Source organism: Chryseobacterium sp. 14P4.3.2 (genome assembly GCF_057799275.1).
Window position 1 is genome coordinate 132261 of sequence record NZ_JBYOKO010000008.1, and the last position, 17746, is coordinate 150006.

Genomic DNA, 17746 nt, shown 5'->3' on the forward strand with positions numbered 1-17746 from the left:
AAAAAATGAGCACATTTACTGTAAAAGCTTACGGCGCAGAATCCACTACGGCGGATCTGAAAGAAATGAACATCCAAAGAAGGGAAACAACGGCTAAAGATGTAGAAATTGAAATTCTATATTGCGGAGTATGCCACTCTGACCTTCATACTGCAAGAAACGACTGGGGCGGAACGGTCTACCCCGCTGTTCCGGGACATGAGATCGTAGGAAGAATCACGAAGGTAGGCAACGAAGTTTCTAAATTTAAAGTAGGAGATCTTGCAGGAGTAGGATGCATCGTGGATTCATGCGGACATTGCGAAAGCTGCCAGCAGGATCTGGAACAATACTGCCTGAATGGATTTACCGGAACGTATAACGGGAAAGATAAGCACCTGGGAGGTCATACTTTCGGTGGATATTCTCAGAAAGTAGTGGTAGATTCCAACCATGTATTAAAAATTCCTGAAAATCTTGATCTTGCAGCTGTAGCCCCTCTTCTTTGTGCAGGAATTACAACATGGTCACCTTTAAGACACTGGAATGTAGGTCCGGGATCAAAAGTAGCTGTTGTAGGACTGGGAGGTCTGGGGCACATGGCAATTAAACTTGCCAAAGGACTGGGTGCTGAAGTGACTTTATTTTCAAGAACTCCCGGAAAGACAGAGGATGCTAAACAATTAGGGGCAGATCACGTAGTGATTTCAACGGATGATGCACAAATGGAATCTGTAAAAGGGAAATTTGATGTGATCATTGATACAGTTCCTTATGTACACGATGTCAATCCGTACGTTTCCACTTTAACTATTAACGGAACTCATGTTCTTGTAGGCTATTTAGGAGGTTTAGAGCCTATTCTGAATACTGTTCCTATGATCATGGGAAGAAAGTCAGTAGCCGGTTCTGTAATCGGTGGTATTGCTGAAACTCAGGAAATGCTGAATTTCTGTGGAGAGCACAATATTGTTTCGGAAATTGAAATGATCAAAATGCAGGATATTAATGAAGCGTATGAAAGAATGCTGAAAAGTGACGTGAGATATCGTTTCGTAATTGATATGCAATCTCTGTAATATCTAAACAGTATATTTCAACATTAAGACTCTTCCTCTGTGGAGAGTCTTTTTTGTTGATCTATTTTCAGATCTTGGCTAAAGCCCATTCTTATTGATTTTTCGCAATATGAACAGAACCATTGTACACCTTATTTATACTTTCCATCCATATCCTGAAATGCCCAATCTGCGAGAGATGCAATCACAGGAATTAATCCTTTCCCGGCTTTACTGAGTTCATAAGTAACATGAGGCGGAATTACAGGTTTGGCAGTTCTTATAACTAATCCGTCCGCTTCCAATTGTTTCAGATGCTGAATAAGAACTTTTTCAGTAACAGCAGGGATAGCCCGCTTCAATTCACTGTATCTTTTTCCCGCGTCTGACAATTGATAAAGAATGATCGGCTTCCAATAGCCGCCAATCTTTGACATTACATAGGTAACGGGGCACTTGTCCAATGCATATTTTTTGTTTTGCTGGATGGTAGAACTTTCTTTAATGGCTGTCATAGTTACATACTTTAGGGTAAGTACTTGTATAAAAGTAAGTACAAATATAACTTTGTTCTCGGAAATAAAAAAATATTTATTATGAAATCGCTGTTCCAGAATCAATTTAAAAATCTTGATACCAAGCGATTACATATAACCATTCAAAAACAATAAAAAATTCACGTATGAAAATTGTAATCACCGGATCGCTAGGAAATGTAGCTAAACCTTTAACACAACAACTCATTGCTTCAGGGCATAATCTTACAGTAGTAAGCAGCAACGAGGCCAGAAAACAGGATATTGAATCGTTAGGAGCCGTGGCCGCAATAGGGTCTATAACTGATGTGGATTTCTTAACAAAAACCTTTGAGAACGCAGATGCCGTTTTTGTAATGACCCCTCCTACCATCAGTCAAACCAATATTGTTGAAAACACTACAAATGCAGGAAAGAATTATGCTGAAGCATTAAAGAAAGCCAATGTAAAAAAAGCGGTAATGCTAAGCAGTATAGGAGCAGCATCTCCTATCGAAAACGGACCTATCAAAGGACTTCACCATATTGAAAATTTATACCGTGAGGTAGAGAATACTTCCTTTACATTTTTGAGAGCAGGGTATTTTTATAATAATTTTTTCAATGATATTCCATTGATACAAAATGCAGGAATCATAGGCGGTAACTACCCTGAAAATGCAGAAATTCCCGTAGTGCATCCTAATGACATAGCAAGGGCAGCTGCGGAAGAACTGGTAAAAAATGAAAATGGCAACAGTATCCGATATATTGTGGGTGATGTCCGCAAAGCTTCTGATTTTGCAAAAGTGTTAGGAGCTTCGGTAGGAAAGCCAGAGCTTCCGTGGGTTGCATTCTCTGATGAAGATGCATTAAATGGTATGCTGCAGGCAGGTTTGCCAAAGGATATTGCAGAGTTGTATGTTGAAATGGGACTGGGAATAAGAACGGGAATAGTACAGAAAGATTTCATTGAACATGGATCGCCTGTTACCGGAACTATCAAGCTGGAAGATTTCGCCAAGGAATTTGCAGGGAAATTTTAATTAAATTTTAAACAAAGGCATTTTTGCCACGAATACAAGAATTTCTTGCTGTATTAAAAAAAATAAGTGTAAAAAAAGAGATTGAATATTTAATTCAATCTCTTTTCATTTTATTGTCTGATACTAAAAAGCTAATTCTTTTTCTTTAGCCTTAATCTATCATTGTTTCTTTTCTTTCAATATCCCTTTCAGTACTTTCAGCTTTCCATCAATAGGCTGATCAATTTTCAATCCTAAAACTTCAGCCACCAAAGGATAGACATTGATGTTTGCAAATTCGTCAATTACCATATTATTTTTTAATTCGGGTCCCCATGCATAGAATGTTGCTTTCATTTCCGGAACAACTCTTGGATTATAACCATGTTTTCCTACTGAGGTTTTCTTTCCTTTTTCTAAAAATATTTTCGGTGCTTTAGGCATCAGAAGGATCTGCCCTATTCTGTCATACTTATCATCTTTTGTTGCAAAATGCAGATATTTCGGCAGTTTTTTATCCAAATAAACTTCGTAGTCATCTGTTTTACTTCCTTTCAGTTGTTTATAAACAGATTTTACCTCATCCGGATTTTTAACATAAACTCTTAAAAGGGTCTGTGAATTGTAAAAGTCAAATCTGTTTTTATCAAAAAGAAGGGCCGGAATTTCCAATGGAGTTCCACCATCTACTTTAATCATTCCGTGATCTGAAACAAAAACGAAGTTAACATCTTTTAATCCCAATCCGTTTACTTTTTGTACCAGGTCACCGATTGCCTGATCAATAAGATGGACAGCGTTTTCGGTTTCTTTTGTATCCGGTCCGTAATGGTGTCCGCTTCCATCTACTTCGGGAAAATATAATGAAATAAAGTGCGGCCTTTTATCTTCAGGTAACTTCAGCCAGTTTACTACTTTTTCTATTTTTTCGGAAGGGGTGAACTTTTCATGATAAGGATAATAGTATGTTGGTCTTATTCCTCCGGCATCACTCGCTGAACCTACCCACATCAGAGAAGCAGATACCATTCCTTGCCCTTCTGCCAGTCCCCAAAGAGGAATTCCTCCATACCAGCTTCCGTCTTCTGCATTTTTCTTGTTACTCATTGCATAAGTTTCTTTCCTTTTATAGTCATAAAAGAAATTATCAATCAGGCCATGGTGGGAAGGATAAAGTCCAGTGATCAGGCTCCAGTGGTTAGGAAATGTGATACTTGGATAACTTGGAATCATTGCTTTTGCCTGTACTCCGCTATTGGAGAGCTTCAAAAGATTGTCCGCATTGTACTTCTTTGCATAGTCATAACGGAACCCATCCGTGGAAATCATAATAACGTAAGGTTTCGACTGTGCTTCTGTACTGTTTTGGCGGCCCGGTACAACTACCTGAGCTGTATCAATATTGACCTGTTGTGCAAAAACCGTAAAGGAAATAAGCAGCAGTAAAAGGTGTATTCCTCGCTTCATTGTCTAAAATTTTCCGCAAAGTTACATTCTATACTTCTCCCTGAAAAGTTTAGGAGGTTAAAAGTATATTAAAACGTGTTATTTTAAATTTTAAAATATCTCCGGTATTAAATATTACGTTTCATTTCAAACTGTGATAACCAATTGTTAAGTCCGATCGTTTTTTCCAGGAATGTGTAAGTATTTTCAGAAGTATCATGCACATTGTTGAAAGCTATTGTCTGACCTTTACTTATTTCTTTTATTCCATCAAAAAGTCTTGTGCCGATTCCCTGGTTTCTATGGTTTTTATCTACCGCAATTTGATATATCTTTCTGGAGAAAGGATTATAAATGATATAACCTATAAGTATTTCATCTCTGAAAGCTCCCAATATCAGACAATCTTTCAGCATATCTTCAAGAATAAAAACAGAACCTTGCCAGGATGGTTCAATATCCCAGAAAGGCATAAATTTGTCCCATTGTAATGCTGTCAGTTCTTTTATAGTAACGGTTGTATTTCCTTTTCCTGAATTAATATTTCCATTAAAACAATTTAGTTTCCTTACCATTGTAAAGCCTAAATTTTCATAAGCCCTGATAGCTGCCTGATTTCCTTCAATAACTTCCAGAAGCAGGAGATCCGCACTTCTTTCTTTCAATAGAGGAATGATAAATTCATACATTTTCCTCACCAATCCTTTACCTCTGCTTTCCGGAACGACACCAGTACCTCCATTGTAGATTGTTTTCTCTCCATTTTCAATTTTTTCAGCCTGAAGAATAAAGCTTACCAATCGTCCTTCCTCAAATGCGCCGACAGAGATATTCATGTCCAATTTTTCAGCTGCTATCTTTGAAATAAGCATCTCTTTTGTTAAATAGAAAGGAACAATATAATCAGAAAACGAATGGTTGAACACAGATAAAATTTCATCTATACTTGTATTTGCTAATGTTTTGAACTCCATTGATATTTTAAATTATCAGATTAAAAATCACCATCCTATAACATGATCTTCTTTGCAATCCGGGTATACACAAATATATGGATTTTACAGCAATCCGCTGGAATCGGTACTTTAAGAAAAAAATGATACCCCTGAGAAATCAGAGGTATTCATTACTACATATTTAAGGTGTATTAAAAAAATTATTCTTTAATCAATTTTTCGTAAGAGGTGGTTCCATCTTTAATCTGAATTTCAAGATAATAGCTTCCTGTTCTCAGATCTTCAACACTGATATTTTCACCATCCGGTCTTACTGACTTCACTTTTCTGCCAGTTATTTCATAGATATCAATGGATTTTATCTTATCAGCATTTTTGAAATTTACAGTTGTTTTAGCAGGATTTGGGTAAAGGCTTACCACCTTGCTATTGGCTGTAATTTCATTGGTAGATAAAGTAGCTGTTGTCATTGTTAATGAGGCATATCCTCTTCCTGCATCATGATACCCTAAAGTAGTCCCTCCACTTTTACGAGAATAGAAAATATTGATTGCCCCTGCAGAATTAGGAATGGCAAAGTCTCCTGCTCCTCCGGAAAGCGATCTTGTGGCCACAACTGTTCTTGTAGTTCCGGATACTGTATTGGAGGTTTCTGTCCAGTCCTGAGAAGGATCAGCTGTAGGTGTTGTCATTCCGATGAATGTATAATCCCTGTTCGCTGAAGAATTATAGATAAACCCATCTGTACCAGGAGCCATTCCCCCGCTGCTTGATCCGTTACCTCCAAATCCTATCCCCAACATCGAATTGCTGTCTCCCGTCACCGTAAGAGTTACTCCTGTAGGAGTAGTATCCAATTTCACCGTCATGGCTGTTGCCGGCAAATTTACCGTTCCCGACGAAAACTGAGCCCAAACCAAGTTGGCCAGAGCTAAACTGATTGTAAGTAGAGTTTTTTTCATATCAATTTTTTAAAAGATTTATAATTTCCTTGTTATTGGTTTGCAATGCATATTCAAATGGAGTCATACCCGCTGAATCTTTTTTTGTTTTGTCTGCTCTATATTGTATCAGCAGCTCTACCAATTCTTTGTTTCCAAATTTCACAGCCCAAAATAAAGGGGTATATCCTGTAGAATCAGCAATATCAGGATCTGCATTTTTCTTTAAAAGGTTTTCTGTAAGTTGTTTATCGTACTTCACTGCAAGACCTGCCAATGCCGTTCCTTCGCGGCTTTTATAGTTGACATCTTTTACATGATCAATCAGAAATTCAGCAACTTCTGTATTTCCTCTGTAACAAGCTAAAATAAGGGGAGAAAAACCATTTTCATTAACCAGATTGATGATGTCGGGGTTCTGCTTCATCAGCTCCTTTACTTCGGTAACAGTTCCGGTTCTTGCAATATCAAAGATTGATTTTCCCTTTTCCTGAGCAAATAATAATGAGCTCAGGAATATTCCTAAGATTAAGACTATATTTCTCATTGTTTTACCATAGCATAGTAATAGTCAACATTTACATTTTCTGCAACTTTTTTCATAACCATTTTAGGAATGGTTACTTTATAATCTGCAGGTTTTACAACAAAACCTCCCTGCATATAGATTTTACCGTCTTTTGAATATAGGGTAGCTGCCGAAGAAACCGCTTTATCTACCCCATGAAAGTTGAGAGTACCCTGAATAGTATATTTTTGTGGACTCTCAGTAAGCTTAGTTTTGTCGAAGTTGACTATTTTTCCTTTGAATGTTGTTTTTGGATATTTAGCCGTCTCAGCATAGCTTTCATTGAAATGTTCTTCCATTAGTTTTGTTTTAAAATGAAAGTTTTTGACCGTTGAAACGGATGCCATCTCGCCATTATCCGCATTTAGAATGACAATATTATTATCATCCAGAGCATAAATATCATCAAATAAAGGCACTGAGGCTTCGAAGCTTACTTTTCCCGTTTTCGAGCTATATTTCTGTGCTGAAGCATAACTGGCAGAAAGCAGTAATACGCTTAATAATACTAATTTTTTCATATTAATTTTTTTAATTTTCCGTTAATCCGTCTGTTTTCCATTTTATAAAAATATTAACCTGTGTTGCAGACAGCGAACCTCCCTGAGGCATTTTTCCGGGAACACCATTGGCTCTTTGGATACGGTCCAGAATTCCGTCAATATTATTTTTCACCTGATCATAAGTAACCAGTGGTTTAAAGCTTGCCGCAGAATGACAGCTTACACAGTTATTATCCATAATCGGTTTTATTTCTTCTGTATATTTTACCGGTACTATAATGGGTGTGTTATCTGAAATCTCTTCGTAAGTTGTACTCTCGCAGGCTATCAGTAGAGTTGCTGCTGATGCTACCAGTAATAATGTTAACTTTTTCATATTAAAAAACTCTATAAAGATTAAACCCAAAGAAAATATGTCCTTTTCCCCAATTTCCTGCCGCATTGGTAAGGTATCCGATGTCAGAATTGATCTGGGAATTTGTAAGTAAAAGCTGGAAAACATGTCCCCCGGTTTCTATATCCACTCCTAATGATAAAGGATTTTTATAAAAACTGTGATCATCAAAATTCACAAAGTATTCTGCATTTACAGAAATTCTTTTTGAAATTTTATAGCGACCTCCAAGGCCTGCCAAAAACTGATTTTTATTTTCAATAGAGGGCTCATAAAGATTTTTATGAACGTAAGAAGGGGTAAGCTGTAATGAAAGTTTATCACTGAATCTTCTTGAGATCAATGCCTGTGTAAGGTAAGAAAGCCTGTCACTGAATTTAAGGTAGGGATAGGCATCTTTGCTCAGCTCAGTATTGGTTGCCATTACATTGTAACCTACAATATCTACCGGAAAGTTATCACTTTGCCTTACCAGTCTGTATTTCACTGCTCCTTCAAAGGTTTTCAGGTTGGTTTCTCTGGACAGACTCACTGAGACAGCATCCGAAATACCATAGATAACCCCCAGCTTGGTTGAAGCATGATCCAGGCCAAAAAAGTCTTTAAATCCGGCACTTATATCTCCGAATCTGTGGGCAACAATAATATACCATTCTTTTTTAGCTGCCAATTTCGTAGACTGTCCTGTAACAATCTGAAGTGCTTTGAAAGCAGGCTGCGAATTTTCTGTGCTGGTTTTCACCGTGTCAATATCTTTCAGCAGATCTTCCTGTGCGAAGACAAGACCTGATGAAAGTATCGACAAAAATAAGAGAGTTTTTGTCATATACAATTTGAATTAAATTATGATATGACAAACTTATAGAGATCTCAATTCAAAAATAGGTGATAAAAGTCACCGAGGGAATCGTTTTTATCAATAATAGATATAAGCTTTTCAAACAATTTAAATTAGCCTATTCTAACATTTTCATTTACAGGAACTTTTATTCCTGACTTGGTCTGCAAAATTTCACCTTCATTTTCAATTTTTTTCATAACCCGGCTTACAACTTCTCTGGAAGTACCTAAACTGCTTGCAATTTCGCGATGGGTTAGCTTGACAGGATTGTTTCCTGTGGATGAAATCTGTTGTTTAATATAGTTCAGCACTCTTTTATCTAATCGGTGGAAAACAGCATCATTCACCATATTCATAACTTCTGAAAACCTACGGTCATACTCATGGTAAAAAACTTTATTGATCTCCGGAAATCTGATGAGCCATTCATGTATGACAGAAACGGGAATCAGGAGTGCTTTAGAGTCTTCTTCAGCAACAGCATACACTCTGCTGATATAGTCTGTCAGAATAGATGAAAAGGTCATCAGACAGCTGTCTTTGGGCTTGATATAGTAATAGATAAGTTCTCGCCCGTCATTAAGTGTAAAGACCTTAATAGAACCTTTTATCAGGAAAGGAACAAACTTATTTTTCTGTCCTTCCCTTATAATTTCGCTTTTTGCTTTTATATCTATTATAACAGCGTGTTTTTCAAGTTCAGATAAGAAATCAGCCCCTAAAAAACCAAATTTATTTACTACGAATGAGTTATCAATCATATTTAATATTTTCTACTTTTTCTGAAACAAATATATAAAATTGATATATGGTTATTATATAATTTTGTTTTATTAAAAAAAATTAACAATTAGATAAATTCAATTTGTTTCTGTAATTATTTATGGGCAGCTATGAACAAAAAATGCCCCGGAAAACCGAGGCATTCTATTTTATTGTAAAAGAAATCTTAAGCTTGTACGTTGTTTCCTCCTAATACGAAAGGCTCAACTTCTTTGATTTCTCCGAACTGCTGCTCGTAGTTAGCAATGTTCTGCTGAAGAGCACTTAATACTCTTTTAGCGTGAAGTGGAGCAAGAATAACTCTTGATCTTACTTTAGCTTGCTGAACACCTGGCATCAACTGAATAAAGTCTACTACAAATTCAGATGGAGAGTGGTTTACCAATGCTAAGTTAGCATAGATACCAGCAGCTACCATTTCGTTTAATTCGATGTTGATGTTTCCGTCTTGTGGATTTTGATTGTTGTCCATTGTTATAAATTATGTTTTTAAAATTCGAAATTTGAGATTGTGAAAATATAAAAATAAATCCAAACCCCAAATTTCAAATCATTAATTTTAGTTAAGGTCTTCGAATTCTTTCTTAGAACCTACGATAACACTCTGATACTCTTTAAGACCTGTACCTGCAGGAATTCTGTGTCCTACAATTACGTTTTCTTTCAGACCACCAAGATAATCTACTTTACCAGCAACAGCTGCTTCGTTAAGAACCTTAGTTGTTTCCTGGAATGATGCTGCAGACATGAACGACTTAGTTTGAAGTGCTGCTCTTGTAATACCTTGTAATACAGGCGTTGCTGTAGCAGGTAAAGCTTCTCTCACTTCAACTAAAGCCTGATCTTCACGCTTAAGCTTAGAGTTTTCGTCTCTTAATTCTCTTGCAGTAATCATCTGACCTGGTTTGAATTCTTTAGAATCACCAGCCTCTACTACTACTTTAAGACCGAATACTCTGTTGTTTTCTTCAAGGAAGTCATATTTATGCTCAAGAGCTCCTTCAAGGAATTGAGTATCACCTCCATCTACGATAGATACTTTTGTCATCATCTGTCTTACGATGATTTCGAAGTGCTTGTCGTCGATTTTTACCCCCTGTAGACGGTAAACTTCCTGAATTTCATTTACTAGGTATTCCTGAACCGCAGTTGGACCTTTAATTCTTAAGATATCTTCCGGTGTGATAGAACCGTCAGAAAGTGGAGAACCAGCTCTTACGAAGTCATTCTCCTGAACCAAGATCTGGTTAGAAAGTTTTACCAAGTAAATTTTTCTTTCTCCAGTTTTAGCTTCTACGATCAATTCTCGGTTACCTCTCTTAATTTTTCCGTAAGAAACTACCCCGTCGATTTCAGTTACAACCGCTGGGTTTGAAGGGTTTCTTGCTTCGAATAGTTCGGTAACTCTCGGAAGACCTCCGGTGATATCCCCTGTTTTTGCAGCTTTTCTTGGGATCTTGATTAAAACTTTACCAGCTTTAATTTTTTCACCATCATTTACCATTAAGTGGGCTCCTACCGGTAAGTTGTAAGCTTTTTGCTCAACTCCTTTAGAGTCTACCACTTTAAGGGTAGGTACAGCTTTCTTATTTCTAGATTCAGAGATTACTTTCTCTTCGAATCCTGTTTGTTCGTCAATTTCAAGTTGGAATGAAATACCCTGGATAATATCTTCATATTCTACCTTACCAGCAGTTTCTGCAATGATAACCGCGTTATACGGATCCCACTTACAGATAACATCTCCTTTTTTCACTCTATCACCTGGTTTCACAGCTAATATAGCACCGTACGGTACGTTAGCGATCATTAATGGAGTTTTAGAGTCATTATCAGCAACCAACCTGAATTCTGTTGTACGTGAAACCACTACTTCTGCAGTGTTACCGTTTTCGTCTTCAGAAGTAATTGTTCTTACTTCATCCAATTCAACGATACCGTCTCTTCTAGCCACAATAGATGGGTTTTCAGAAACGTTTGTTGAAACCCCTCCCTGGTGGAAAGTTCTCAATGTTAACTGAGTTCCCGGTTCACCAATTGACTGAGCTGCAATTACACCTACAGCTTCACCCATATGGATCACTTTACCTGTTGCCAGGTTTCTACCATAACATTTCGCACAGATACCTTTCTTAGCTTCACAAGTTAACGGTGAACGAACTTCAACTGCTTCCAGTCCAGCTTGTTCAATTCTCTTAGCTAATGCTTCGATGATTACCTGATCTGCTGTAGCAATCAGCTCATCAGTTTCAGGATCATAGATATTATGAAGAGATACTCTACCTAAGATTCTTTCAGAGATTCTTTCAACGATCTCGTCATTTTTCTTAAGTGCAGTAACTTCTGTACCTCTTAGAGTTCCACAGTCGTCTTCTGTAACGATAACGTCCTGCGCAACGTCTACCAATCTTCTCGTTAAGTAACCAGCATCGGCTGTCTTAAGAGCGGTATCCGCAAGACCTTTACGGGCACCGTGGGTAGAGATAAAGTATTCTAGAATTGAAAGACCTTCTTTAAAGTTGGCAAGGATTGGGTTTTCGATAATTTCCGCACCGGTAGAACCTGCTTTTTGCGGTTTTGCCATCAAACCTCTCATCCCTGATAACTGACGGATCTGTTCTTTAGAACCCCTTGCTCCAGAGTCAAGCATCATGTATACAGAGTTGAAACCACCTTGGTCGGTTTTCATTCTGCTCATGATCATTTCAGTTAATCCTGCGTTGGTGTTTGTCCAAACGTCAATTACCTGGTTATAACGTTCTGTATCTGTAATCAGACCCATGTTATAGTTGGCTCTAATTTCGTCTACAGTTTCAATTGAAGTAGCAATCATCTGCTTTTTCTCAACAGGAACTACGATGTCACCTAGTGAGAATGAAAGACCTCCTTTGAATGCATTTGAATACCCTAAGTCTTTCATTGCATCAAGGAACTTCACAGTGGTAGGGAAATCTGTATCAGCAAGGATCTTACCGATAACGTTTCTCAATGATTTCTTAGTAAGAAGTTCATTGATATACCCTGACTGCTTAGGTACAATCTGGTTGAATAAAATTCTACCAACAGAAGTTTCAATCAATCGTGTTACGATTGTTCCATCTTCTTTGATAGGTAATCTACATCTTACCTTAGCATTTAGAGAAACTCTACCTTCAGCATAAGCGATTTCCGCTTCTTCAGGAGAGTAGAATGCAAGGCCTTCACCTTTTACTTTCATATCTTCTGTAGAGCTCAATTCTTTGGTCATGAAATAAAGACCAAGAACCATGTCCTGAGAAGGTACTGTAATTGGAGAACCATTTGCAGGGTTCAAGATGTTCTGAGAACCTAACATCAATAACTGAGCTTCAAGGATTGCCTCTGGTCCTAACGGTAAGTGTACCGCCATCTGGTCACCATCGAAATCGGCGTTGAATGCAGTGGTTACTAACGGGTGTAGCTGGATTGCCTTACCTTCGATCATCTTAGGTTGGAAAGCCTGAATACCAAGTCTGTGAAGCGTAGGTGCCCTGTTCAATAGTACCGGGTGACCTTTCATCACATTTTCAAGGATATCATAAACTACTGGTTCTTTTCTATCAATAATTCTTTTTGCAGATTTTACTGTTTTTACAATTCCTCTTTCAATTAGTTTTCTAATGATAAACGGTTTGTAAAGTTCAGCTGCCATATCTTTAGGGATACCACACTCGTGAAGCTGTAAGTTTGGACCTACAACAATTACCGAACGTGCAGAGTAGTCAACCCTTTTCCCTAGTAAGTTCTGACGGAAACGACCTTGCTTACCTTTCAATGAATCTGAAAGTGATTTCAATGGTCTGTTTGATTCAGATTTTACTGCAGAAGATTTTCTTGTATTATCAAATAATGAATCTACTGATTCCTGAAGCATACGCTTCTCGTTTCTTAAGATTACCTCAGGAGCTTTGATCTCCAATAATCTCTTCAAACGGTTGTTTCTAATGATAACTCTTCTATAAAGGTCATTTAAGTCAGAAGTTGCGAAACGTCCTCCATCCAATGGAACTAATGGTCTTAGTTCTGGTGGGATCACTGGAAGTACACGCATAATCATCCACTCTGGTCTGTTGATCATTCTTGTATTAGCACCTCTTAATGCTTCTACAACGTTCAATCTTTTCAGAGCTTCAGTTCTTCTTTGCTTAGAACCTTCATTGTGAGCTTTGTGTCTTAAGTCGAAAGACAATGCATCAAGATCGATTCTTTTTAGTAGATCTTCAACAGCTTCAGCTCCCATTCTGGCGATGAATTTGTTTGGATCAGAGTCATCAAGATACTGGTTTTCTACAGGAAGAGTTTCCATGATATCAAGGTATTCTTCTTCTGTAAGGAATTCCATATTATCAAAATCAGAACCGTCTAATTTCTTAGCAATACCCTGTTGGATCACTACATATCTTTCGTAGTAGATGATCATATCTAATTTCTTAGAAGGAATTCCTAAAAGATATCCGATTTTGTTTGGTAATGAACGGAAATACCAGATGTGTGCAATTGGAACTACAAGATTAATGTGCCCGATTCTCTCTCTTCTTACTTTTTTCTCAGTAACTTCTACTCCACAACGGTCACAAACGATCCCTTTGTAACGAATTCTCTTGTACTTACCACAAGCACATTCGTAATCCTTTACAGGACCAAAGATTTTCTCACAGAATAGCCCGTCTCTTTCAGGCTTGTGAGTTCTGTAGTTAATAGTTTCCGGTTTTAAAACCTCCCCTCTTGAGTCTTGTAAAATAGACTCCGGTGAAGCTAAACCGATGGTTATTTTATTAAATCTACTTGATTTATTTTTATTTGACATTTTTTAGATTTTAGATTTTGGATTATAAATTCTGGATTATAAATTCTGAACTGATTCAAAATTCAACACTCAAAATTTAAAATTATTCCTCAAGTCTTACATCAAGTCCAAGTCCTTGTAATTCGTGAAGTAATACGTTAAATGATTCTGGAATACCTGGTTCAGGCATAGATTCACCTTTTGCAATTGCTTCATAAGTTTTTGCTCTACCAATCACGTCATCCGACTTCACAGTCAGGATCTCTCTCAAGATATTGGATGCACCGAATGCTTCAAGTGCCCAAACCTCCATCTCTCCGAATCTCTGACCTCCGAACTGAGCTTTACCTCCTAACGGCTGCTGAGTAATCAATGAGTAAGGACCGATAGAACGAGCGTGCATTTTGTCATCAACCATGTGCCCTAGTTTCAACATATAGATGATACCAACTGTTGCAGCCTGTGTAAATCTTTCTCCGGTACCCCCATCATAAAGGTGAGTGTGACCGAATTTAGGAAGACCTGCTTTCTCAGTGTACTCAGTAATCTGATCAAGAGTTGCTCCGTCAAAGATTGGTGTAGCGAACTTCAATCCTAATTTTTGACCAGCCCATCCAAGAACTGTTTCATAAATCTGACCGATGTTCATACGAGAAGGTACCCCTAGTGGATTCAATACGATATCTACTGGTGTTCCGTCTTCAAGGAATGGCATATCTTCTTCACGAACGATTCTTGAAACGATACCTTTGTTACCGTGACGTCCAGCCATTTTATCTCCTACATTCAGTTTACGTTTCTTAGCGATATAAACTTTAGCCAACTTCATGATACCAGCTGGAAGCTCATCTCCGATTGAAATTGCAAATTTCTCACGGTTCTTAACTCCCTGGATGTCGTTATATTTGATTTTGTAATTGTGAATTAATTGTTTGATCAATTCATTCTTATCAGCATCAACTGTCCAGTCTGCACCACTAACGTTTACATAATCTTCAACTGAAGTCAATAATCTGTGAGTGAACTTCACCCCTTTACCGATAATTTCCTCATCAAGGTCATTTTGTACCCCTTGAGAAGTTTTACCGCTTACCAGTGTATTTAATTTTTCAATTAAAGTATTTCTCAACTCGTCAAACTTAGCCTTGTAAGTGTTTTCAATCTCTTCAAGTTTAAGTTTTTCTTCAGTTCTTTTCTTTTTGTCTTTAATGTTTCTTGAGAACAATTTCTTGTTGATAACAACTCCTCTTAATGAAGAGTCTGCTTTTAATGATGCATCTTTTACATCACCAGCTTTATCACCGAAGATTGCTCTAAGAAGTTTTTCTTCAGGAGTCGGATCAGATTCACCTTTTGGAGTAATTTTACCAATCATGATATCTCCAGGCTTCACTTCAGCACCGATTCTGATCATACCGTTCTCGTCAAGATCTTTAGTAGCTTCTTCAGAAACGTTTGGAATATCAGCGGTAAGCTCTTCCATACCTAATTTGGTATCACGAACTTCCAGAGAGTACTCATCCACGTGAATTGAAGTAAACCAGTCTTCACGTACAACTTTTTCGTTGATTACGATTGCATCCTCAAAGTTGTATCCTTTCCAAGGCATGAAGGCTACCACTAAGTTTCTACCAAGAGCTAATTCTCCTTTTTCAGTAGCATAACCGTCGCAAAGTACCTGTCCTTTCTCCACTACATCACCTACTCTTACGTTTGGTCTTAGGGTAATTGTTGTACTCTGGTTAGTTTTTCTAAACTTAGTAAGTTTATATGTTTTAGTAGCAGACTCGAATTGTACTAAATCTTCGTCATCGCTTCTTTCATATTTAATAATGATTCTGTCAGCATCTACGTACTGTACAGTACCTGTTCCTTCAGCGTTAATTAAGATTCTAGAATCTCTTGCAACTTGCTGCTCAAGCCCTGTACCAACGATTGGAGCCTGTGGCTTCAATAGAGGAACGGCCTGACGCATCATGTTAGATCCCATCAATGCACGGTTCGCATCATCATGCTCCAAGAATGGAATTAATGAAGCGGAAATACCAGAAATCTGGTTTGGTGCAACATCGATAAGGTTAACCTGAGCTGGCTCAACTACCGGGTAGTCACCATCTAATCTTGCAATAATTCTATCTGTTAAGAAGTCTCCGTTATCGCTCAATTCAACGTTTGCCTGGGCAATTACTTTGTCTTCTTCGTCTTCTGCATTTAAGTAGATAGGATCAGAATTAAGTTCAATCTTACCACCTTCTACTTTTCTATACGGAGTTTCGATGAAACCTAATCTGTTGATTTTCGCATAAATACCCAAAGATGAAATCAAACCAATGTTTGGTCCTTCCGGAGTTTCAATTGGACAAATTCTACCGTAGTGGGTATGGTGAACGTCACGAACCTCGAAACCTGCTCTTTCTCTTGATAAACCACCAGGCCCTAGTGCAGATAATCTTCTCTTGTGAGTGATCTCTGATAGTGGGTTGGTTTGGTCCATGAACTGAGAAAGCTGGTTGGTACCAAAGAATGAGTTAATTACAGATGTTAGTGTCTTTGCATTTACAAGATCAAGCGGAGTAAAGATTTCGTTATCTCTAACGTTCATTCTTTCCTTGATTGTTCTTGCAATTCTTGAAAGACCTACTCCGAACTGTCCTGCTAATTGCTCACCAACAGTTTTAATTCTTCTGTTTGATAAGTGGTCAATATCATCAACATCAGTTTTTGAGTTTACTAACTCAATTAAGTGTCTTACAATTGCAATGATATCTTCTTTAGTAAGAACCTCAGTTGTAGTTGGGATGTTAAGACTTAATTTTTTATTCAATCTGTAACGTCCTACTTCACCAAGAGAGTATCTCTGCTCAGAGAAGAATAGTTTTTCAATAATTCCTCTTGCAGTTTCCTCATCTGGTGGATCTGCATTTCTTAACTGACGATAAATATACTCTACAGCTTCTTTTTCAGAGTTTGTAGGGTCTTTTTGTAATGTATTCTGGATGATAGAGAATTCATTGCTGTTTTCTTTGTGAATCAAGATAGATTTAACACCAGCATCCAAGATAAGATCTAAATGTTCTTTTTCAAGAATAGTTTCTCTATCTAAGATGATTTCGTTTCTTTCAATAGAAACTACTTCACCTGTATCTTCGTCTACGAAATCTTCGAACCAAGTGTTCAATACTCTCGCAGCCAATGTTCTCCCTTCCACTTTCTTAAGGGCAGCTTTAGAAACTTTCACTTCTTCAGCAAGGTCAAAGATCTGAAGGATATCCTTGTCAGATTCGTATCCGATAGCTCTTAATAAAGTTGTTAATGGTAACTTTTTCTTACGGTCGATATACGCGTACATTACGCTGTTGATATCCGTTGTAAATTCCATCCAAGATCCTTTGAAAGGAATAATTCTTGAATAATAAAGTTTGGTTCCGTTAGCGTGATAAGTCTGTCCGAAGAATACACCAGGTGAACGGTGAAGCTGCGTAACAATAACTCTTTCTGCACCATTGATGATGAAAGATCCACTTGGCGTCATATAAGGAACCGGACCTAAATATACATCCTGAACCACAGTTTGGAAATCTTCGTGTTCCGGGTCAGTACAATACAATTTAAGTCTTGCTTTTAGAGGAACTGAATAAGTAAGTCCTCTTTCCACACACTCATCGATTGAATAACGTGGAGAATCTACCAGATAGTCTAAGAATTCTAATACGAATTGATTTCTTGAATCCGTAATTGGGAAATTCTCTTGGAAAGTCTTGTAAAGAGCTTCTGTCTTTCTGGCTTCAGGAAGTGTATCAAGCTGGAAAAATTCTCTGAAAGACTCAATTTGGATATCCAAAAAGTCAGGAGTGATAATTTTTCCTTTCGCTGATGAGAAATTAATTCTCGGATTTCCTTGAGTTGTTGATTTTGTTTTACTCATAAAACTTT

The 17746-nt window shown here is 37.5% G+C and carries 14 protein-coding genes; 2 read left to right on the forward strand and 12 right to left on the reverse strand.

Features of this window, described 5'->3' with window-relative positions; all coding sequences use genetic code 11:
• Positions 1-5: 5 nt before the first annotated feature.
• The gene (locus tag AC27VX_RS13630) at positions 6-1058 is read left to right on the forward strand and encodes an NAD(P)-dependent alcohol dehydrogenase (protein ID WP_488696111.1); all 1053 of its coding nucleotides are present in this window, start codon (positions 6-8) and stop codon (positions 1056-1058) included.
• A gap of 131 nt (positions 1059-1189) precedes the next feature.
• On the opposite strand, the gene AC27VX_RS13635 is transcribed toward AC27VX_RS13630, so the two are convergent.
• Complete coding sequence (locus AC27VX_RS13635; protein WP_236856172.1) at positions 1190-1552, reverse strand: winged helix-turn-helix transcriptional regulator; 363 nt, start codon at positions 1550-1552, stop codon at positions 1190-1192.
• A 167-nt stretch (positions 1553-1719) separates the two neighbouring features.
• On the opposite strand from AC27VX_RS13635, the gene AC27VX_RS13640 reads away from it, so the two are divergent.
• The gene (locus tag AC27VX_RS13640; protein ID WP_488696113.1) at positions 1720-2598 is read left to right on the forward strand and encodes an NAD(P)H-binding protein; all 879 of its coding nucleotides are present in this window, start codon (positions 1720-1722) and stop codon (positions 2596-2598) included.
• 159 nt (positions 2599-2757) lie between these two features.
• Here AC27VX_RS13640 and AC27VX_RS13645 read toward each other — a convergent pair whose 3' ends face one another.
• The 11 genes from AC27VX_RS13645 to rpoB all read right to left on the reverse strand — a co-directional run bounded on the left by AC27VX_RS13645 (position 2758) and on the right by rpoB (position 17738).
• Positions 2758-4044 (reverse strand): alkaline phosphatase family protein, encoded by a 1287-nt coding sequence (locus AC27VX_RS13645; protein ID WP_488696115.1) that lies wholly within the window; start codon positions 4042-4044, stop codon positions 2758-2760.
• Positions 4045-4151: 107 nt separating this feature from the next.
• Positions 4152-4997 carry a GNAT family N-acetyltransferase gene (locus AC27VX_RS13650; protein WP_488696117.1) on the reverse strand — a complete coding sequence of 282 codons (846 nt, stop codon included), beginning with the start codon at positions 4995-4997 and terminating at the stop codon, positions 4152-4154.
• Positions 4998-5179: 182 nt separating this feature from the next.
• Positions 5180-5941, reverse strand: a complete 762-nt coding sequence (locus tag AC27VX_RS13655; RefSeq protein WP_488696118.1) for a T9SS type A sorting domain-containing protein — start codon at positions 5939-5941, stop codon at positions 5180-5182.
• Position 5942: 1 nt separating this feature from the next.
• Positions 5943-6467, reverse strand: coding sequence for an ankyrin repeat domain-containing protein (locus tag AC27VX_RS13660; RefSeq protein ID WP_236856177.1), 525 nt, complete (start codon positions 6465-6467; stop codon positions 5943-5945).
• A complete protein-coding gene (locus AC27VX_RS13665; protein ID WP_300685346.1) occupies positions 6464-7009 on the reverse strand; it encodes a YceI family protein in 546 nt (181 codons plus the stop codon). Before AC27VX_RS13665 ends, AC27VX_RS13660 begins: the two co-directional genes overlap by 4 nt.
• Positions 7010-7019: 10 nt before the next feature.
• Positions 7020-7367, reverse strand: coding sequence for a hypothetical protein (locus AC27VX_RS13670; protein ID WP_488696123.1), 348 nt, complete (start codon positions 7365-7367; stop codon positions 7020-7022).
• 1 nt (position 7368) lies between these two features.
• A complete protein-coding gene (locus AC27VX_RS13675) occupies positions 7369-8211 on the reverse strand; it encodes a DUF5777 family beta-barrel protein (protein ID WP_300685342.1) in 843 nt (280 codons plus the stop codon).
• Positions 8212-8336: 125 nt separating this feature from the next.
• On the reverse strand, positions 8337-8987 hold the full coding sequence (locus AC27VX_RS13680) for a Crp/Fnr family transcriptional regulator (protein ID WP_488696125.1): 651 nt from the start codon (positions 8985-8987) through the stop codon (positions 8337-8339).
• Positions 8988-9175: 188 nt separating this feature from the next.
• Positions 9176-9481: a DUF3467 domain-containing protein gene (locus AC27VX_RS13685; RefSeq protein WP_027375539.1), complete on the reverse strand. Its 306-nt coding sequence runs from the start codon at positions 9479-9481 to the stop codon at positions 9176-9178.
• Between the two features lie 87 nt (positions 9482-9568).
• A complete protein-coding gene (gene rpoC / locus AC27VX_RS13690) occupies positions 9569-13834 on the reverse strand; it encodes a DNA-directed RNA polymerase subunit beta' (protein WP_236856182.1) in 4266 nt (1421 codons plus the stop codon).
• A gap of 82 nt (positions 13835-13916) precedes the next feature.
• Complete coding sequence (gene rpoB, locus AC27VX_RS13695; RefSeq protein WP_236856183.1) at positions 13917-17738, reverse strand: DNA-directed RNA polymerase subunit beta; 3822 nt, start codon at positions 17736-17738, stop codon at positions 13917-13919.
• Between the last annotated feature and the right edge of the window lie 8 nt (positions 17739-17746).